Source organism: Dermabacter jinjuensis, assembly GCF_902381725.1.
GTDB classification, from domain to species: domain Bacteria; phylum Actinomycetota; class Actinomycetes; order Actinomycetales; family Dermabacteraceae; genus Dermabacter; species Dermabacter hominis.
This window is the reverse complement of sequence record NZ_LR698963.1, coordinates 1817370-1837046: the sequence shown is the minus strand read 5'-3', so window position 1 is coordinate 1837046 and position 19677 is coordinate 1817370. Positions and strand designations below refer to the sequence as shown.

Here is a 19677-nt window from a genome sequence, read left to right as displayed (position 1 = left end):
ACACCACCGGTCAATCCGGATCGTCTCGGCCGCTCCAGCCTACTCCCCTAGACGCGCGACCTTGGTCTCAGCCACGCCCCTGATTGCGGATCGAATGTGATCCGGGTCAAGAACTTCTGCTTCGCCGTCGGTTTCGAAGATCGCGGCGAGGAGTGCATGGCTCGACGAAGGCGTGATGCGCGCGATCACTCTCGCGGAGTTGGGCTCGACGCGAAGCTCGCTCGCGTTGAAGACATCGAGAATCCATCTCGCTTTGGGGCCGATGGCGAGAGTGACAGTCGGCCAGTTTTCGAGCGCGACATCAAGCGGTGTCGTGAAATCACCGGTTGCGGGAGCGGCGGGATCGGTGCATTCCCACGAGTCGACGATGCGGTCGGAGCGAAACTCCCTTTCGGCCCCCGCGAGCCGGCAATACGCGCGTACATACAGAGCGCCGTACTTTGATGTGACCTCGCGTGGCTCGATGTCGCGAACGCTGATGCCGTGCCGAGCGGCAGGCGAATACATGATGCGCACGGGGTGTTTCGTGGCGTGCGCATCGAGGATGCGCGTGAGGGTGGGATTCTCGTGGTCACGAGGGGCCTCCGAGGGTTGCCCGCCTTGAGCGGCTCCCTCGGGCACCATCGCGGCAAGCTTGGCCCTAAGGGCTTCGATCGCGGATACCGAAAGTCCGCCGCGCGAGTCGGCGACGGCCTCGAGGCCGATGAGGAGTGCGCTGATTTCACTAGCGGTGAAGGTCATGGGACGCGCGAGCGGGTCGGCTCCAGCGATGGAGACGTATCCGTCAGCGCGCGTGACTTCGACGAGTTCGTCGTACCCTCGCGAGTAGTCCCCCGCGTTGTAGATGATGTCGAGGTCGGCATTGAGCTCGTCTACCGTGAGCCCAAAATCGCGGGCCATGTCGGCTACGGCAACGTCTCCGAACGAATGGAGGTAGGCGATCTCTGCACTCAGTCGTGTCAGTTCGCCATCGCCCGTGCCTACGTCGCGTGCGCGTTTTTGTTTGACGGTGTCGAACGTGGAGGCGTGCTCCCAGGTCAGTGAGGCGGGCCCGGTATGGAGGGCGGCGATTCTTGCTCTCGTCAGCGCCCACGTCGTAGCGAGAGAGTGGTCTCCTTCCAGTGCCACCCATAGAGGCTCGGCCCATGCTGCGCTGAGGATTCCGTCGGCCTTGCTCGGTGGGACCTCGGCAAGCGGACTCCCAGCGTCCATGCCGAGTCGAGAGCGCAAGTCGAGCGCTTTGTAGGGCGCGATGCGCACGCGCAATTGTTCGGCGCTCTCGTTCGACTGGCCGGCGCGCGTCCGATCGTTCGAAAGGAGCGATCGGATCGGCGGATGCGGCTCACGCGCGTGCTTCGCGGACGGCCCTTCAACAGGGATCGATTCGATGCGGCTGACGCGAAAGAGTCGAGGAGCCTCCCGGTCGAGATCATAGCCGTAGAGATATTCGCGCCCGCGAGCCACGTCGAAAGCCCACGGCTCCACGCGTCGTTTATGGGCGGCCGCCGCCGCCGAGGAACGATAGGCGAAGGTGACGGTTTTGCCGGACTCAAGGGCCTCGAGGAGCGGGGTGCTTGCGGGCGAGGAGCCGAGCGCTCCGCGCGCAATGCCCGAGACTGGCGGAACTCCCAGCGAGGCGAGCTTTGCGCGAATGCGGGCTCCGAGGCTTCCCGCGGACTGAGTGCTCCACATCGCTGCCGCAGCGCCGAGCATGAGGCGCTCGTGTGCGTCAAACGTGCCGGTCGACGACGCAGCATCGCGCACGGAGGCCGTATACCTGAGCGTGGAGGGATTGACGAGGTCGGGGGTGGAATCGACGTCGATTCCGAGCTTGGCTAGTCGAGCGAGATCGCGGGTGAATTGACGGCGGACACTCGTGGGATTCATGCGCTCGTACCCCGGCACAAGCTCGGTCACTTCCTCCCGCGTGAGGCCGCGTGTGCTCGACGTGAGGGTCAGTGCGAGGCTCAGGAGTCGCTCGACATTCTGCGTAGGTGGCACATCTCAACCCTAGCGTCCCGGCTCGGTAAGCTTGGGACCATGATCGCGCAGGAAACGGGCACGGTGCTGGAGTACCGAGATGCATGGCCGGGTGTCTGCCGCGTGTGGGCCGCGCTCGATTCCGACGGTACCCGCGTGAGCGCCCTCGCCTATCTCGACATGGTCGCGGCGCCGGCGGTGGGCGATCGCCTCCTGCTCAACACCAATGCCCTTCGAAAGAGCCTCGGAACGGGAGGCGACGCTTTCATCATCGTCAATCTTGATGCGTGCGAGTGCGGAGAGCTTCCCGCGGGCCACATGATGAAGGCCCGCTATACCCCGCAGCAGATGATGGTCGATGCCATCGACGACCCTGCTTCCCCGGCCCACGAGGCGATTGACGCCGTGGAGAGCCTCGACGGGATGAGCGTCATCGTCGCAGGTTTGCATTCAGCCGTCGGCCCCATCGCCGCGGGCTTTCACGCGGTGCGGCCGGGGGCGCGGCTCGTGTATGTCCACACGGATTGGGCTGCGCTACCCGTGGCCTACTCGCGTGCTAATGCTCGCCTTCGCGAGGAAGGAATTCTTTCAGCCACCATCAGCGCCGGGCAATCATTCGGGGGCGACGCCGAAGCGGTGTCCGTGCCCTCGGCTCTTGCCGCGGCACGCGCACACTTCGAGGCCGACGCCGTCATCGTTGCGCAGGGGCCCGGAAACCTCGGGACCGGTACACGCTGGGGCTTTGGTTCAATCGCCGTCGCGGATGCCCTCCACGCCGCTGCTGCAATGGGGGCGCGAGCCATTTGTGCGCCACGCGTATCCGAGGCTGACCCGCGCTCGCGCCACGTGGGCCTCTCCCACCACTCGAGGACCGTGCTCGAGCGCATGCTTTTTGCGGGAGTCGAGCTACCGAGCCTATCCCCATCCGAGCGCAGCGATATCGATCGCGGGATAGCCGAAAGCTACGCACACATGAACTCGGTGCGGGCCGCCCGCCGGTTGCCCGCCCATCGAATCACGGCCATGTCTGGCGAGGGCCTCGAAAACGCGGTACGCGCGCTGCCGATTCGCGTGTCGACCATGGGCCGCGGGCTCGAGGAGGATCGGGCGAGTTTCCTTTACAGCGCTCTGGCGGGCCGGCTTGCCGCCGAGGTGCCTACGGTCTAAGCGAGTGCGTGTCGATGAGCGCGTTGAACTCGCGCGCCATGGCGACGCCTCTTTCGCCATCGGCCCGTTGAAAGGCCATTACGGCACACGTGTCGCCATCGGCCACATCCAGGTGTGCCCACGGGTCTCCTTCGGGGAAGCTCACCCCGATGAGTTCGGCCCATTCGAAGCGGCGCGTCGAAAAAGCATTGCGCACCGTCACGCAGGCGGCGTCGGCTCGCACGTGGACGCTCGCGTGCCGGTGGCAAAACCACCCCACTGCGAGCGCTAGCAGCACGAAACCGAGCGAATCGAGAACCGTGTGGGTGAGAAGCGGAAGCGACACGGCCATCACGAGGCACGCAAGGGCGAACACCGCGGCGACGATGTACCCCCACCTGCGTACGGCACGGGGGCGATATGTGAGCGGCAGTTCTGGGATGTGCGAAGCGGCAGGCATGGGGGATTAATTGTGACGATGCGTGCGCGCGAGTTCACGCAAGGCGTCGATCTCAGCCGCCGCATCGGCTGCTTTATAGACCGCGCTTCCCGCCACGAACACGTTCGCCCCGGCCTCAGCGGCTCCCTCGATCGTCGCGCGTGAGATGCCGCCGTCAACCTGAATCGACACTTCGAGGTTCTGCTCGCTGATGGCGCGACGCGCTCGTCGAACCTTGGGGAGCATCGAGTCGATAAACGATTGCCCACCGAAGCCGGGCTCGACCGTCATCACGAGGAGCATGTCGAACTCCCCAAGGATGTCCACGAGAGGCTCGACCGGTGTCGCTGGGCGCAGCGCAACGCCGGCCTTCACACCCTTCGCTCGAAGCTCCCTCGCGAGTCGCACGGGAGCACTCGAGGCCTCAAGGTGGAATGTCACCGACTGCGCTCCAGCCTCGGCGTACGCCACGGCATCGCGGTCAGGCGAATCGATCATGAGGTGGGCATCGAGCGGGATCGGTGAGCGCTTCGCGATCTGCTCAACCATGCTGACGCCGAACGTCATGTTGGGCACGAAATGGTTGTCCATGACGTCGATGTGGGCGGCCTCGGCATTGGAAATCTTGTCGAGTTCGGAACCGATGTGCATGAAGTCGCTGTTGAGAATGGACGGGTGGATGCTCGTTGACGACGTCGAGTACACGGGAGGCTCTCCTATCGTGGTGGAAGGTCAGGATTCTGGATCGATTTTGCGAAACAGCGCGAGGAACATGGCGTCTGTGCCGTGCACGTGCGGCCACAACTGCACAAAGGGGCCGTCGCCGAGGTCGATGTCACCCGCATCACTACGAAGCCCGGCACGCAGCGCTTCACGAGCGTCGAGAACTTCGAGATCCCCGTGCCGGCGCTGCGCCGCCTTTGCCACGAGGAGCGTCTCATTAGCGTGCGGCGAGCACGTGACGTAGGCAATCACGCCACCTACCTGGGTGGCCGCTATCGCGCTGTCGAGAAGCTCGCGTTGCAAACGCCCAAGAGAACCGAGGTCACCGGGCTGCTTACGCCACCGCGATTCTGGCCTGCGCCGCAGCGCGCCGAGGCCCGAACACGGGACATCGGCGAGGACGCGCGAAAACTGTTCGGGGAAACGTTCGCCGATTGAGCGGCCGTCGGCGGTGAGCGTCTCGACCTCGGCACCCGCTTCCACGAGCGTGTGGACCGAACGCTCGACGAGGCGCGTGCGGTGTTCCTGTAGCTCGACCGCCAGCACCTCGGCGTCGTGGGTGATGCTCGCACCGGCGAGAAGCGTGGTTTTGCCCCCGGGCCCCGAGCAGAGATCAAGCCAGTGATGGTCGGGCTCCACGACGAGGCTATCCGCACCGAGGGCAAGCGCGAGGGCGACAAGCTGCGAGCCCTCGTCCTGAACAGCGGCGCGTCCCTCGTTGACCGCCGAAATCGTACCCGGATCGCCGCCCGGCCACGCCATCGAAAACAACGACCATCGGCCGGGCTGTGCACCGGCTTGGGCAAGCTCGTTTTCGTCGGTCAGACCGGGCCGCATGACGAGGCTGACCGAAGGCGCGTCATTGTGGGCGGCCAGCAGGGCGTCGATCTCGCGTGGATCCCGCCCGTGAGCTTTGAGGGCCTCCCGTAGCGCGCGCACGATCCATTCTGGATGCGAATAGGTGATCGCAAGGAAACGGTCCTCGTCGTCCTCGCGGGCCGGAACGAGAATGGCAAGCCATTCCTCGAGCGTTTTTTCGCCCACGCGGCGAAGCACGGCATTGACTAGGCTTGCCGAGCCTGCCCCGGTCACCTCACGTGCAAGGCCCACCGTCTCAGAGGCAGCAGCGTGCGCCGCGACCCCCATATCAAGCATCTGGTACGCGCCGAGGCGAAGAACGTCAAGAACGGCAGGCTCGATTTTCGAAAGCGGGCGATCCACGCATTCCGCAAGAACTGCGTCGAGCCGACCCTGTGCCCTAAGCGACCCGTAGAAGAGCTCCGTGGCAAAAGCGGCATCGCGTCCCTCCACGCGATGGCGACGAAGAACGGTGGGGAACACGATGTTCGCGTAGGCATCCTCCTCGCTCACGCGTCGGGCTGCCTCGTATGCGGCCAACCTTGAGGGGGTCGTTTCGCGGCGGCGTTCGCTCGGGCGCTTGCGCGAGTAACCGCGTCGAGGGCCGCCCCTGCCGCGCGAACCGCTCCGCTCGTGACCCGCGTCGTTCCGGTGACGCTGGGTATGTCCCCCGCGACGCTTCTGTCGCTCCTCGCTCATGACGCGCTCTCCTCTTCCATGCGCTCGCCCGTTTCCAGTCGTACGCCGCGCGCCCAATCAGCCGCGGCCATGTGCTTCTTTCCCGCCGGCCCCACGAGCGTCAGCTCAAGAGGCTCGGTGGCGGTGCCGAGGAACACGTGCTTCTTCGTGACACCGAACTCGCCGGGAGCGAGGCTCATGCCTTCGGGGGCCTCTGTGTTTCCTACGCCGAGAACCTTGAGCCTCGAACCTCTCACGCTCGTGAATGCGCCAGGATTGGGAGCAAAAGCGCGAATGTGAGCGGCAACTTCCCGTGCGGGGCGCGCCGGGTAAATCCGTGCTTCGTCGGCACGAAGTTTGCGCGCGTAGCTCGCTCCCTCCTCTTCTTGCGGGGTGAGAGTCAAAGTACCGCGGCCGAGTTCATCCATGACCTCGACAAGAACCCGGGCGCCATGCTCGGCCATGTCCTCGAGGAGCTCTCCCGCAGTCGCAAGCGGGGCAATCGAGTGCGGCTCCTGGCGCGCCAACGCGCCCGTGTCGAGGCCTTCGTCAAGTTTGAACACGCTAAGGCCGGTCTCCTGAAGGCCCTGCTCAATCGCGCGCTGTACCGGTGCCGCGCCGCGAAGCGCGGGAAGCAGCGAAAAGTGAAGGTTAAAAAATCCGCCGGGAAGGGACTCGAGCACGGGGCGCTCGAGAATCTGACCGTAAGCGACGACGGCCGCTACCTCGGCACCGCTCTCGCGGATCCACTCGCGTGTTTCGGCACTTCGCGCGTCAGCGGGTTTGAACGATGGGATTCCCAGCTCTTGCGCGAGGACCGCAACGGGAGAGGGCACCAGGCTCTTCCCCCGCTTGCCGCGGGCATCGGGCTGCGTGAGTACGCCGACGACTTCGTGGGAGGAATCGGCGAGGGCGGAGAGGCAGGTAGCGGCAACGTCGGGCGTTCCGGCAAAAAGAATTCGCATGATGCCCAAGTCTAACGGCCACGCCTAGAAGACATGCGGGGGGTCAACCTGAAGGCGAAGGGAGCCCGGATGCTTCTTTGCGCTACGCACGAGCATGACGGCTCGCGCCGCCTCCACCAATGCAGGCGCGTGCTTGACGGGGCACCGGAGCACGACGCGCGCTTCGGCATCAATGGTGGAAGACTCGACCTCCGTGGGGCCAAAAATGTCGACGCCTCGCGGCGCATCGAGCCGTTCGAGGAAATCGGTGCACGCTGTTCGGTCTCCTCGCACCTCGAGGACCTTAAACGCAGGGGGAAGCCCGAGTTCGGCGCGTTCTTCAAGCACTCGGTCAATAAATGCGTTCGAGCGCACGAGAACGAGCGAACGAAGTGCGGGGTGCTGATCGGGTCCAACGATCAGCACCTGCCCGCCCTTGTCGAACGTGCGGGTCTGGCCGATCACATGGGAATAGCGGCGGATTGTTTCGCAGTCGGCGTTGTAGGCGGCTCTGCCGAGGGAGGCGGCCGCGTCGATGATCACCGCCGCCGCGTATCCGCCCTCGGGCTGCGGCTCTGCGCCCGGCGTTGCAATCACGAGGTCGCCGTCGCGAACGTCAGAATCCTCCACAATTCCGGAGGCCCCGCCCGATACGTGAAGCGTTGCGTTCGGGAAGGAGCGCTTCAAATCGGCAGCGGTGCGTTCTTGGCCGAGGACTATGGGGCGCAGATCCGCTCCCCCGCATTCCTGGCACCGATAGTGGCCGTACCGACGAGAACACACGCTGCACGATAGTTCCCCTCTTCCGGGCGCAGCGAGCGTCGCGTGGCAATGCACGCACGTCGCCTTGGTCCCACAAAATCGACACGCGAGTGCCGGGGCGTATCCCGCCCGCGGCACGTGGACCAGAACGGGCCCTTCCGCGAGCCCTCGGCGTATAACCGCGTGGGCGTGCGACGGCAAACGTGAAAACCCGCTTGCCCCCTCTCTCTCACGCAAGTACGCGTCCATGAGCTCGATACGTGGGTGAGTATGGGCATGGGCGGCGGGCACGGGTTCAAGAGCCGCGAGAGTGCCGGCCAGGGTGAGGTAGCGGGCGAATTCCGACGGTGCCCGCGAAACGAAGAGCAGGGAACAGCTTTCGTGGAAGCTTCGCGTGAGGGCGACCGTGCGCGCGTGGGGGTATGGCGCTCGTGGTTCTTCGTAGAGGTCGTCATCCGGATCCCATACAAGGATCATGCGGAGGTTTGCCACGGGAGCAAAAACAGCGCTGCGCGTCCCGATGACGAGGCGTGAGCGCCCCTGGAGTGTGGACAGAAACGCCGTGTACCGCGCATGGGGGCCCTGTGCGCTACCGAATTGGACGTGGTCGATCGCATGCGCCGTGAGAGCCTTTGCCAGTCGATCGACGTCGCGCTGATCACTCGCGAGGATGATCGCTCCCGCATCATCCTCAAGTCCCGACAGGCATTCGAGCACGAGTTCAATCCACGAATCCACCGGATCGAGAACGATCGACGCTCGCGGAGTGCGGTCTCCACCGCATGAGTGCTCGAGGAAAGCCCCGAGCCCCGCGAATTTGGAACGGTACTTCTCACACTGAGGGTTAGCGTCACCGGTCGAAGCAGTTTTCTTATCAGGTGCGCCAGATTTTTCGCATGCATGGCGTTCCATGCGCGCCCGGTGTGCCTTTTCCGCGCCTGCGCTGCGCGCGGGAACGGCGAGTCGCAGCACGTCGCTGAGCGATCCCGCGTACCGCTGCGCAACGTCCTCGCACACCCGAAACATGTGTTCCGAAAGGAGAACGTCCTCGCTTACGACGGACACGAGCGGTGCGAGCGGCCGGATAGTGTCGGGTCTTTCGTAGCGTGCCCGTACGAGCGCCTCGTGCTCGCGGCCGGAGAATCGCACACGCACCCTCATCCCGGGCTCAACAGCATCGAGAGCCGCGGGGACCGCGTATTCGAAGAGGCGATCGAGGTGCGCGAGAGTACCGAGCACGTGAACAGAGACGACCGGCCGATCCGTCGCGAGCGAGAAGCCCGCGGTGGTTTCGAACGGTCGTCCGTTGCGACTGCTGTCCTCGCTCTTGGGTGTCGCGGAGTCAAAGAGCGCCGGTGGCTCTTGGGTCAGCGCCCGGTCACCCCAACGAGATCGCAGACGAAGATCAAGGTTTCCCCGCCTTTAATAACGCCCGGGATACCGCGGGGACCGTACGCAAGCGACGAGGGGATTTCGAGACGTCGGCGCCCGCCCACGCGCATTCCCTGCACTCCGCGGTCCCAGCCGGGAATGACCTGGCCTACGCCGAGCGTAAAGCGCAGCGGCTCACCTCGATCCCACGACGCATCGAACTGTTTGCCATCGCTGAGGCCTACCCCCACGTAGTGGACGTCGACAACGTCGCCGGCCTTGGCTTCGTCACCGTCACCGACCTTCTCATCGATGATGACGAGTTCCTCGGGCGCCTCGCACCCTTCAACGCTCACAACTGGTTTTGACATGATTCTCCTGAGATTTAGTGCTTAGGCCTCGGGCGAGGCCACGTACAGAACATCGGCGACAAAGAGCAGGGTCTTGCCGGCGAGATGGTTCTGATTGCCTTCGCCGGCTTCCCCGTAGGCCGACGCCGGCGGAAGAATCAGAGCAATCTGGCTACCTTGCGTTGCACCCTCGAGCCCCTCATCCCAGCCCTTAATGACCTGGCCGTCGCCTAGCTTGAACGAGAACGGGGTGCCACGCCCCCACGACGAGTCGAACTCTTCTCCGGTTGCCCAGTCCCAACCGCGGTAGTGCATGATGAGCGTGTCGCCCTTCTTCGCGGCCGGTCCGTGGCCTTTGATCGCGGGGGCGACAACCTGCTTAGTGGGAGCGGTACCGTTCGGTTTGGCGGTGAGATTTGGAGCGCCGTCCTCACCGAGGGCGAAACCGGGAACCTCCGCGGGAAGCTTCTGTGCGTCGCCCTCAGCTCGCTTCAATGCAACGCCGACGACGTCCCCGACCTGGAGCACCTTTTGTTTTTGGGTCCCGGCCACGCCGGCCATGAGAAAGCGCGAATGGGAGGTCAACCCCGTAAAGAATTCGGTCGCCGTTTGGCCCACGGATTGCTTATCCACCTTGAAAGGAGAGAACGTCCCCTCCTTCCACTGCGAAGCAAGCACTTCCGCGCTTTCCGGATCAAAGTAGGCGGAACGGGTCACGATGAAATCGCCCTCGGCGATTGCAGGGCCGTCGCCCTTGCTCACCACGGTTGAGTGGAAGTTAGAAAACTTCAGCGGGGCGTCGAAATCGACAGTCGGATCCTCACCAAACGCACTTGTGACCTTCACGCGGTCAAGAACATTGGCTTCGTCGGCCGCACTACCGCCGCCATCCGAGGCCGTGGATGCGCCCGAGTCCGATGCTTGAGCAGCGCCCTTCGCCGTAGGTGACGATTTTTTCGCGCACGCCCCAAGGGTGACAAGGGCGGAAGTGGAAGCAGCTGCAGCGAGCAGCGAGCGACGGTTGATCACTGGAGTCCTTTCAGCTCGGCGGGTGCCGATGAATACTCGTCAAGACTATCGAGCAAGCGGTCGATTTCCGGGTTTTCGACCTCAAACGGATCGAGCAGTGTGATGGGAAGAGCGCCGGGTGTGTTCGGTCGCACGGTTGTCCAATCCACCGCAACGTCGATCCCCTTTTCCCGTGCGAGCGTCAAGACTCTTGAACGCAAGTGCGCGCGAGTCGTAGCCGGACCCACTCGACGGGCGGCCTCAATTCGCTCGTCGCTCAGGACGCTCGTCGCAAGTCCGCGGCGCTCGAGTGCATAGAACACGCCTCGATCAGGATCAATATCGTGATAGGCCAGTTCGAGGCGCTGAATCTCGGGCGCGTTGAGCGCGAGCCCACGCCGATCCGCCACCGTCGTAAACAGCTCGTGCTTAATCGCCCAGTCAAGTTCGCGATTGACGAGCGAGAAATTGCCCGTTTCGAGCGCTCGCAACCCTCGGTCCCACGTGTCCATCATTCGAGGGTCGAGGTCATCGTATGTGCGTTCGAGAGCGGAGAAATAGGCGCGCTGAATCGAAAGCGCCGTGCTTACGCCGCCGTTCTTCAGCTGGAGTGGTTCGCTCGCCGTGAGGTCTCGCGCAATTCGGCGAATATCGCTGATCGGGTCTGCGAGCTCGAAGTCTGCAAAAGCGTGCCCGTCTTCAATAAATCGCAACACGGCGAACGTCATCGCGAACCTCAGCCAGGTGGAGACTTCACTCATGGTCGAGTCTCCAGAAATGACGTGCAGTCTCCTGTAGCGCGATGGATCGCCGTGGGGTTCATCGCGCGTGTTAATGATCGGGCGTGCACGGGTCGTCGCGGACGAAACCGTCTCCCACATGTGGTCGGCCCGCAGCGAGAAGCCGAAAACCGGCCCGCCCTCGCCTTCGAGAACTCCCCCGGCCCCCGTGACGATTTGCCGCGTAATGAGGAATGGCAGCAGCAATGCTGGCAGGCGTGTGAATTCGCCTTTGCGCTCCACGAGGTAGTTCTCGTGGCTTCCGAAGGAATTGCCCTGAGAATCAGCATTGTTTTTAAACAGATGAATGCGTGCGTCGCGGCCATCGGATTTCAATCGCGCGTTGGCCTCGTGGACGAGGGCGTGAAGCTCCCGCTCGCCCGCGCGCTCCTGGGCGACAATGTCCCACGGGTCATCGCATTCCGCGGTCGCATACTCGGGATGGGAGCCGACGTCGAGATAGAGCCTGCCCGCGTTCGTCAGAAACACGTTCGAGGAACGCCCCCACGCGACAACCGGCCGGAACAGTTCCCTCGCGGCGGCTTCAGGTTCGAGGGCTTGCCGCCCATCGGCGGTTACCGCGAGAAGCCCAAATTCTGTCTCTAATCCGCCTACGCGCCGTTTCATAGATGCGACCTTTCCACCCTGGCCATACTGACAGGAGTGTGCCTCTCAAACGAACGCAACTCAACTCCACGTCGAAGCAGGGCAATCTCGGCATGAATGCTGTCATCGGCGTGGGTTCGCGCAAGCTCGCGTACGCAAAAATCGATCACGGCCTCGGCTTCGCGCTCATAAAGAGCGCTGTCGAAGGCGCGTTGTGCGAGCCCATCGGGAACACCGCCGATCGCGGCGAATGTGCCGTGATCGCTCAAAGATCCATCGAAACTCAAAGAGAAAATACGATCCAACTCTGGCGCCTGCCCGACTTCCGGCAGCAAGAGCGCAATCTCCAGCGGTTTTGGTGCGGAGACGAACGCCTCGCCAATGGCGTGGGCGAGAGCGTTGGCGAGGGAGGAAGCCGAAACATCACGGCGGGAATACTGGTAGGCGCGAGTATCGGCCCACCGCACGGCCGCGAGCCTGAGCGCCTCGTACTCGTGGAACTTTCCTGCGCCGGCAAAGGCGATGTGGTCGTGTACCTCGCCAATTTTCATGAGAGACGTCGATGAATTGAGGGCGATGATGACAATGCCATCGGCGCTGCTCGCGGCGATAACCGGCAGACCACGCGACACTCCGCGACGAGAGAAGTCGGCCCGATCCTTCGTCAGCTGTTCGGGATCGACGTAAAACGGCATGCTCATGAAAGCTCCTTAGCGAGCTCAAGGATCCGATCCGCATCCACGAAGCGCGCGCCTTCAGCATCGACGTCGACAAGAACGGGAAGTGACTCGCCGCGAAGGCCCGATGTTGCCGAGTCTCGACGGGAGGCGGAGGCGAGTGCCTGAAGGGTAAGGCAATGGGCTTCTTCGCGGTCGCAGTCGAGAATGTTTCGCCGTGCATCGAGAACCGCCCGCGCGATGTCGCTGCCCGAGCCGATGGCCGCCGTCTCCTCCTCCTCGTAGGATCCTCCGGTTGCATCGAAGGTGTGCACACGCACCAAGCCCAGGCGCTCATCGAAGCCAGCGAGCAGCGGGACGGCGGCGAGGCCCTGCAGAGCAAGCTGGAGGTGCGCGCGCACGAGAATACTCAGCCTTCGAACCTTGCCTTCGTGACTAAGCGCGTGCCCTTCGATTTTCTCGACGTGCTCGAGTTCGAGGGCGAACAAGCGCGCGAACTCAATGCCGAGTCCGGCGGTGCCCGCGATACCGATGGCCGAGTGAGAATCGGCAAGGAACAATTTCATCATGTCGTCCTTGACGATCCGGTGGCCGGCGCTCGCACGTCGATCAGCGGCGAGCGTGACGGCCTTCCCACCCGTATGGCGGACGGCAATGATCGTCGTCGCCTCGGCAACAGTCACATGAGCGTTGCTTACGCCTGAAAGCTCGGGGGCCAGAAGGCCCTCCGCCTTCAAATGCGCCGAAAGCGAGGTGAGGGGGTCGCCAAGGTTGGTCACTGACCGCCCTTTTGCACGAAGGACTTCACGAAACTCTCCGCGTTGGATTCGAGCACAAGGTCGATCTCGTCGAGGAGATCGTCGCTTGAGGCGATCGACGCTTGAATCTGGCCGGAGTTCTGGTCGATAAGCGGCTCGTCATTCTCATCGCCGCCACCGGAACCGTGAATCTGCGACTGTGTCATGCTGCGACGTCCTTTCTCTTCATTCGTGTCCACGCTACATGCGCCCCGCGGCGGGGCGCGCCATCACCGCATCTCATCAGCGGCCTTCCGAAAACTTTCAAGGAGAGTCTCAATCGCCCCGCTTGGATCGACCCCGTGGGCCTCGCACCACTGTTTCGACGCGACCGTTGGATCAGCGAGACGCACGCGCATGGCCGCACCCTCATGTCGCACCGTAACGACGTCCCACCCTGCCGAGTCAAGATCGTCGCGGTGGTGCGTGACAAGGCCGCCCCGTATGTACGCTCTGGTCGATTCGGGAGCGTGTGTCACCGCGTGCGAGATCTCGTCATCGCGCACGAGCCGGCGCACGCGCCCCGCCTTCGCAAGCTTCTCGTAGATGGATTTATCCTCGCGGACATCCGTGAACTGGAGATCGAGCGCCGCGAGCCGAGGGTCGGACCACTCCAGTCCGTGCCGCTCCCGAAACGCCTTAACGAGGGCGTACTTGCCCACCCATTCGATGCGATCCGCGGCGTCCAGTGGATTACGCTCGAGCACCTCCAGAAGCTCGGTCCACAGCGCGATCGCCTCGAGGGTCTCTGCATCGGCCTCGTCTCCCTCGAGCGAATTCTTCACGGCGCTCAAGTAGGCGCGTTGAATATCCAAGGCCGACGCTTGCCTACCATCCGTGGTGGCATAGGTTTTCGCGAAGCCCAGATCATGCGAAATCTCGTGGACGGCGCTGACAGGATCGACGAGCTGAATGTCCGGAAGGAGCGACTTTCCTGTCGCGTGTTCCCGTTCCGCAAGGCTCAAAACGAGGGAAGTCATCGCGAGCTTGAGGAACGTTGAGGTCTCGAAGAGGTTCGCATCGCCAATAATGACGTGCAGCCGGCGAAATCGCGAGGAATCCGCATGGGACTCGTCGCGAGAGTTAACGATAGGCCGATTGAGTGTCGTCTCGAGCCCCACCTCGTTTTCGAAAAAGTCGGCGCGTGAGCTGATCTGAAAGCCGTCGATCTCACCGCGGGTGCCGATCCCGACGCGTCCCGCCCCCACGAGAATCTGGCGCGTCGCGAAAAAGGGGATCAGAATTTCGCAAAGGCGCTCAAAAGGGACACCCCGGTCCACGAGATAGTTCTCGTGCGTCCCGTAGCTTTGGCCCTTGCCATCGGTGTTGTTCTTGAACAGCGCGAGGGCCGGGATACCGTCGGCCTCCTCGATGCGAGCCATGGCGAGCCGAGCGATACGCTCCCCCGCCTTATCCCACACGACCGCTTCGCGGGCGGTCATGACCTCTGGCGAAGAGTATTCGGGATGGGCGTGATCGACGTAGAGTCGAGCACCGTTGGTCAGTACCGCGTTTCCGATCGCACGGCGTTCCGCAAAATGCAGGGTCGCGGCATCGTCGAGGTCGAGCGGAATATCGTCACCGACCGTGATCTCGAAATCCGCGTCGACACTTGGGACGTGCGCATCGTGCGCTTCATGGGTGAGCTGAGTAGGGTGTGCGGCAGCGCGCTGAACTTCAAACCCACGCGCGTCACGCAAAGGGGTTTCGTCGCCGTAGTCCCAGCGAACACGGCGCTTCGGTGAGTCCTCGAGCAGGGCATAAGCTGCGACGGCATAGTGCGAGAGGCGAATTGACGCGTTCGCCCCGGAACGTTCACGCTCGGAATCAGACGTGTGAACGATGCCGAATTCCGTTTCAATGCCCATTGGGCGCCGAGTTGTCAGGGACGGAATGACCGAGCTCATGGTGCCGCGACCTCCTCGCTGCTCGCCGCGCGGCGCGGCGTCATGCGGGTAATACGCTGGCCGCGACGACCCGAAACTCGAGCCCAATCATCAGGGTTTGCTGTCGAGGGGAGATCCTCATTTTCCTTGAACTCAGTGTGGATTGCTTCGAGAAGGTGAGCGCGAGAAATCCCCCGCTCACCGTCGGAAAGCTCCGCCTTAATCGCGAGCTTCTTCGCGCGATCCACAATGTTGCGAAGCATCGCACCGGACATGAACTCCGAAAAATACAGCACCTCGGTTGTCCCATCCGCATACTCGAGGTCGACATAGGCCATATCGTCGTCACGCGCGTAAATACGCTCGATAGCGAAATCCACGAGAACGCCGAGTTCTTCGGCAAGCGGGACGTCATGCGTGAGGTAGAGCCGCAGGATTTCCGCGCCCGCCTTGGGGCCAGGGCGTTCGATGCGGATCTTGACGTCGAGTCGCCCGGGCCGAACGATCGCCGGATCGATCATGTCCTCGCGGTTTGAGGCCCCGATGACGATGACGTTCTCGAGACTTTCCACACCGTCGATCTCGGCAAGAAGCTGAGGCACAACCGTTGACTCGACATCCGAGCTCACCCCCGACCCGCGCGTGCGGAAAAGCGAGTCCATCTCGTCGAAGAACACGACGACCGGATTGCCCGAGCTCGCCTTCTCACGGGCGCGCTCGAACACGAGCCGAATGGAGCGTTCCGTCTCGCCCACATACTTGTTGAGAATTTCCGGTCCCTTGACATTCAGGAACCACGAGCGGTTAACAACCTCACTCGGATCCTGGCCGCGTTGACGTGCCGCTTTGAGAGCGAGTTCGTGCGCAACAGCCTTGGCGATCATCGTCTTTCCGCATCCGGGCGGGCCATACAGGAGCACGCCCTTTGGCGGGCGAAGACCATACTCATGAAAGAGCTCCTGGTGCAGAAACGGCATCTCGATGGCGTCGCGGATCGCGTCAATCTGGTCGCCAAGGCCACCGATATCGCTGTAGGACACATCCGGAATGTGCTCGAGGATGAGATCCGCAACTTCCTTGCGTTCAAGAACCTCGAGAACGAGGGCGGATTTCGGGTCGACCATGAGGTGATCGCCCCTATTGATACGACTGTCCAGAAGTTTCGGAACGACGTTCATGACACGCTGTTCATCGGCGTGAACCTGAACGAGCACACGAGAATCCTCAAGCTGCTCTACGGCGGTCGCGACAAAACCCGTCGTCTCGTGCGTCAATGCTTCCACCGCTATGAGGTTCTCATTGAGGCGCACCTCTTGGCCCTGTGTAAGCGCTTCGACGTCAATGTCGGGGGCAACGAGTACGCGCAGCTTTCGACCATTGTGGAGGATATCGATCTGGTTGTCCTCGACTTTCGCAACGAACGTGCCGAAAGACGACGGCGGATCCGCGAGTGACTCGAGATCACTTCGCAACTGCACGATCTGTTCGCGCGCTTTCGACAGCGACTTCACGAGCTGCTCGTTACTGCGAGCAAGCTTCGACAGTTCCTCGTTCAGCTCCTGATAGGTCTTCACCGCGTCCTCCCCTGCCTAATGTCTCGAAGTGCCCGCTTCGTCTTGCGTGGCGCAACGTTGCGTTCGTGGAAGTCCTCGCTCGTCCATTCATGACTCGAGCCACCGAAGCCCTCGTTTGCGGGGCCGTTGAGCTCCGCCTCATCCCGCGAACCAGGGGCCGGGCGCTGCTTGCGAAGCAGTGCCTTGCAGCCGCGAGCCGTGCGGCGGGACGTCAACAAGAACCCTGTGTGGGCGTTCATGCGGTGCTCAGGGCGCACCGCAAGGCCATCGAGATGCCACGGGCGCATCATCGTTTCCCACGCATAGGGCTCGGTGAACTCGCCGTGATCCCTAAGCGCCTCGACCGTACGAGACAGCTGCGTCACCGTCGCGACGTACGCGAGAAACACGCCGCCGTCTTCAAGCACCTCTGCCGCACTGTCCACGCACTCCCACGGCGCGAGCATATCGAGCACGACACGGTCGACGCGCTCGCCCTGCTGCGCGAGCTCATGCGCGCCGTCCTGGAAATCGCCGATGCTCAAGTCCCACCACGAGGGCACGGAACCGAAGAAACTTTCGACATTAGCCTTCGCGACCTCGGCGAAATCTTCGCGGCGTTCGATGGAGCGCAAAGAGCCGTCGGGCCCAAGCGCCCGCAAAAGCGCAATCGTGAGCCCGCCCGAGCCCACCCCTGCCTCAAGAACGCGTGCCCCCGGGAAAATATCCCCGTACATGAGGATCTGCGCGGAATCCTTCGGGTAGATAATCGCCGCGCCGCGAGGCATCGCCATCATGTAGTCGTTGTAGAGCGGGCGCAGCGCCTGAAAGGCGACGCCAGCGCTGTTCTCGACAACCGTGCCATCGCTCTTGCCGATCAGGTCGTCATGGCGAAGGAACCCGCGGTGGGAATGATGCACCCCGCCCTCTTTAAGCGTGATCGTGTTGAGGCGATTCTTGTGGTCGGCGAGCTGGACCTTGTCCCCCACAACGAAGGGCCCCGTACGGTCGAGGCGTGCGGTGACGGTGGGGTCGGTTTCGTGCGGCGAAGTCATGACAGTGAGTCTACGTGGCTTTTGCGCACCTCACCCGCGAGCGTTGAGCGCGCGGGCTACATCCTGCGCAAAAATCACGCTCACAAATTGACCTGCGTCGTTGCGCACGAGATAGGCGGGCGCCTCATCAGCCTGCATGGCAGCGAGAAGGTCGCTCCCCTCGGGACGCCCATCGAGCACCGTTGCCCTCACCACGGGTGAGAGCACCGCGTGAACCGGATAGTCCGCAGGCGCCTCAGCGATCGCGGCAGCTGGGGCGAGGACGACGCCGTCGGGATCGACGTAGAGCCCACCGCGTTCGAGGTAGGATCGTTCCCGCTCAACCGTTGCCGCGTTCGAAAGCACGCGGACCTCTTGCGACACGTGCGCGATGTGGAGCATATCGGCGCTCTCGAGAAAGCGCGCGTGGGCGATCGCCTGCGAGGCTCCCTGAAACAGCGATAGCGCGATCAGAATGCTCCACACCGTCCATAGCGGGGACGGCAGGTCTCCGCGCACGGCGGAGAGCGCGAGAGGGACGACCACGACGCCGACGGCGATCACACGGCCTACCCACCCCGTGATGATCGTTGCCCGTGCGGAGTTCATTCCGCATGCACGAAGGATCGCTTCCAGAGCCCTCCCGCCATCCATGGGCAGCCCCGGGAGGACATTGAAGATCGCGAGCGCCCAGTTGAGGGTCGAGGCAAAATGGCACGCAAGCACGCACATCGCGAGTGCTCCCAAATCGGCGTTCAGGAGCACGGGCGTCAGGGCCCGAGCGACGGCGCTCAGGATGAGGGCAAGGATGGCATTCGTGGCCGGTCCCGAAAGTGAGATGAGCATCGAGCGCGAAGGGCTCAGACGCGGTCCCTCATACGTCGTGTGCCCGCCAAACAAGGTCAGGGCGATTTCACGCACCCGAGCCCCGAAGGCACGCGCGACACACGCGTGTGCGAGCTCGTGCAAAGCAACCGAGAGCAAAAAGAGCACTGCTGCGATGGCTGCCGCGCCAATAGCAAAGGCCCCCGGCAAGTACTGGGCGAACTGCGGCTGAATCATCACCGCAAGCAACACCGCAAAAAGAATACTTCCGGCCCCGACGGAGACCTTTGGCATCGTCCGTTCCAGCTCAGCTCCCATACCCGCCTCGTTTCGACCTTGCAGCGTCGAGAACTATACTTGCACGACACGCCTAACGGCGTAGCTGAAGGAGGAATGCGTGCCCGAAAACCCCGCTCACGACGAGGTCAACCGCACAATAGCCATCGCAGCCTTCGGCGGCTGGAACGATGCAGGCACCGGCAGTAGTGAAGCCCTCACCCACCTGATGAACACGATCGGCGTCGATGAGGAACGCCCACCTCACACCATCGACGCTAATCACTACGTCGACCTCCAGATCAACCGCCCACTCCTGGCCAGGGATAGCGAAGGCCAACGCCGCGTGACCTGGCCGCACACGCACATCATTCCCCTCAAGCCCCACCGCGGCACGCGGATCCTCATCATCACCGGCCCCGAGCCCTCCTTCAACTGGACGGGCTACTGCGAAGACATCCTCACGCACGTGACATCCGCTCAGTGCACGCTTCTCGTGACACTGGGGGCCCTGCTCGCCGACACCCCGCACACGCGGCCGCTGCCAACATCGACAACGTGGGGCTCGCAAACCCCGAGGGTTGCCGACGCCGACGATTACGAGGGCCCCATCGGTATCCCCGCCATTTTGAACGACGCCGCCCACACTGCTGGCGTCGGAACCCTTTCCCTGTGGGTCCAGGTCCCGAACTACGTCGGCCAAAACCCCGCCCCCAAGGCCACCCTCGCACTCCTTACCGCACTCGATCGCGAACTTGACCTGCACATTCCCCTCGGCGAGCTTCCGGAGGATGCACGCGCGTGGGAGCGAGGTATGGACGCCATGGCCAACGAAGAAGAGGACATCAAGCAGTACGTTGAGCAACTCGAACAGATGAGGGATGCGACGGAACTGCCGGAGGCATCGGGCGATGTAATCGCTTCCGAGTTCGAGCAATTCCTTCGCAGACGCGAAGACGGCGACACGCACTAGGCGCGCCGCCGT

Annotated in this window: 18 protein-coding genes; 2 read left to right on the top strand and 16 right to left on the bottom strand. The window is 63.1% G+C overall.

Annotation, left to right across the window (positions count from 1 at the left end; translation table 11 throughout):
• Nucleotides 1-39: 39 nt before the first annotated feature.
• On the bottom strand, nucleotides 40-2001 hold the full coding sequence (locus tag FXY94_RS08165) for a WYL domain-containing transcriptional regulator (RefSeq protein ID WP_016664555.1): 1962 nt from the start codon (nucleotides 1999-2001) through the stop codon (nucleotides 40-42).
• A gap of 39 nt (nucleotides 2002-2040) precedes the next feature.
• Between FXY94_RS08165 and FXY94_RS08160 the strand changes: the two genes are divergently transcribed.
• A complete protein-coding gene (locus tag FXY94_RS08160; RefSeq protein WP_016664554.1) occupies nucleotides 2041-3147 on the top strand; it encodes a DUF3866 family protein in 1107 nt (368 codons plus the stop codon).
• Here the strand turns inward: FXY94_RS08160 and FXY94_RS08155 are convergent.
• The 15 genes from FXY94_RS08155 to FXY94_RS08085 form a co-directional block, all read right to left on the bottom strand.
• Nucleotides 3137-3586, bottom strand: a complete 450-nt coding sequence (locus FXY94_RS08155) for a PH domain-containing protein (RefSeq protein WP_016664553.1) — start codon at nucleotides 3584-3586, stop codon at nucleotides 3137-3139. The genes FXY94_RS08160 and FXY94_RS08155 overlap by 11 nt on opposite strands.
• 6 nt (nucleotides 3587-3592) lie before the next feature.
• Complete coding sequence (gene rpe / locus FXY94_RS08150; protein WP_016664552.1) at nucleotides 3593-4270, bottom strand: ribulose-phosphate 3-epimerase; 678 nt, start codon at nucleotides 4268-4270, stop codon at nucleotides 3593-3595.
• A gap of 27 nt (nucleotides 4271-4297) precedes the next feature.
• Nucleotides 4298-5845 (bottom strand): RsmB/NOP family class I SAM-dependent RNA methyltransferase, encoded by a 1548-nt coding sequence (locus tag FXY94_RS08145; protein ID WP_016664551.1) that lies wholly within the window; start codon nucleotides 5843-5845, stop codon nucleotides 4298-4300.
• On the bottom strand, nucleotides 5842-6789 hold the full coding sequence (gene fmt / locus FXY94_RS08140; RefSeq protein ID WP_016664550.1) for a methionyl-tRNA formyltransferase: 948 nt from the start codon (nucleotides 6787-6789) through the stop codon (nucleotides 5842-5844). Before fmt ends, FXY94_RS08145 begins: the two co-directional genes overlap by 4 nt.
• A 24-nt stretch (nucleotides 6790-6813) precedes the next feature.
• Nucleotides 6814-8769, bottom strand: a complete 1956-nt coding sequence (locus tag FXY94_RS08135; RefSeq protein ID WP_016664549.1) for a primosomal protein N' family DNA-binding protein — start codon at nucleotides 8767-8769, stop codon at nucleotides 6814-6816.
• A 128-nt stretch (nucleotides 8770-8897) separates the two neighbouring features.
• Nucleotides 8898-9272, bottom strand: coding sequence for an FKBP-type peptidyl-prolyl cis-trans isomerase (locus FXY94_RS08130; RefSeq protein ID WP_016664548.1), 375 nt, complete (start codon nucleotides 9270-9272; stop codon nucleotides 8898-8900).
• 21 nt (nucleotides 9273-9293) lie between these two features.
• Nucleotides 9294-10280 carry an FKBP-type peptidyl-prolyl cis-trans isomerase gene (locus FXY94_RS08125; RefSeq protein ID WP_016664547.1) on the bottom strand — a complete coding sequence of 329 codons (987 nt, stop codon included), beginning with the start codon at nucleotides 10278-10280 and terminating at the stop codon, nucleotides 9294-9296.
• Complete coding sequence (gene pafA / locus FXY94_RS08120) at nucleotides 10277-11665, bottom strand: Pup--protein ligase (protein ID WP_016664546.1); 1389 nt, start codon at nucleotides 11663-11665, stop codon at nucleotides 10277-10279. Before pafA ends, FXY94_RS08125 begins: the two co-directional genes overlap by 4 nt.
• A complete protein-coding gene (gene prcA / locus FXY94_RS08115) occupies nucleotides 11662-12345 on the bottom strand; it encodes a proteasome subunit alpha (protein ID WP_016664545.1) in 684 nt (227 codons plus the stop codon). The genes pafA and prcA overlap by 4 nt, the downstream gene beginning before the upstream one ends.
• Complete coding sequence (gene prcB / locus FXY94_RS08110; RefSeq protein ID WP_016664544.1) at nucleotides 12342-13100, bottom strand: proteasome subunit beta; 759 nt, start codon at nucleotides 13098-13100, stop codon at nucleotides 12342-12344. Before prcB ends, prcA begins: the two co-directional genes overlap by 4 nt.
• Nucleotides 13097-13285 carry a ubiquitin-like protein Pup gene (locus FXY94_RS08105; protein WP_016664543.1) on the bottom strand — a complete coding sequence of 63 codons (189 nt, stop codon included), beginning with the start codon at nucleotides 13283-13285 and terminating at the stop codon, nucleotides 13097-13099. Before FXY94_RS08105 ends, prcB begins: the two co-directional genes overlap by 4 nt.
• Before the next feature lie 63 nt (nucleotides 13286-13348).
• A complete protein-coding gene (gene dop / locus FXY94_RS08100) occupies nucleotides 13349-15025 on the bottom strand; it encodes a depupylase/deamidase Dop (protein WP_016664542.1) in 1677 nt (558 codons plus the stop codon).
• Nucleotides 15022-16578: a proteasome ATPase gene (gene arc / locus FXY94_RS08095; protein ID WP_016664541.1), complete on the bottom strand. Its 1557-nt coding sequence runs from the start codon at nucleotides 16576-16578 to the stop codon at nucleotides 15022-15024. Before arc ends, dop begins: the two co-directional genes overlap by 4 nt.
• Nucleotides 16575-17612: a tRNA (adenine-N1)-methyltransferase gene (locus tag FXY94_RS08090; RefSeq protein WP_016664540.1), complete on the bottom strand. Its 1038-nt coding sequence runs from the start codon at nucleotides 17610-17612 to the stop codon at nucleotides 16575-16577. Before FXY94_RS08090 ends, arc begins: the two co-directional genes overlap by 4 nt.
• Nucleotides 17613-17642: 30 nt before the next feature.
• Nucleotides 17643-18734 carry a M50 family metallopeptidase gene (locus FXY94_RS08085; RefSeq protein WP_016664539.1) on the bottom strand — a complete coding sequence of 364 codons (1092 nt, stop codon included), beginning with the start codon at nucleotides 18732-18734 and terminating at the stop codon, nucleotides 17643-17645.
• A gap of 79 nt (nucleotides 18735-18813) precedes the next feature.
• On the opposite strand from FXY94_RS08085, the gene FXY94_RS08080 reads away from it, so the two are divergent.
• A complete protein-coding gene (locus tag FXY94_RS08080; protein ID WP_016664538.1) occupies nucleotides 18814-19665 on the top strand; it encodes a PAC2 family protein in 852 nt (283 codons plus the stop codon).
• Nucleotides 19666-19677: the final 12 nt, after the last annotated feature.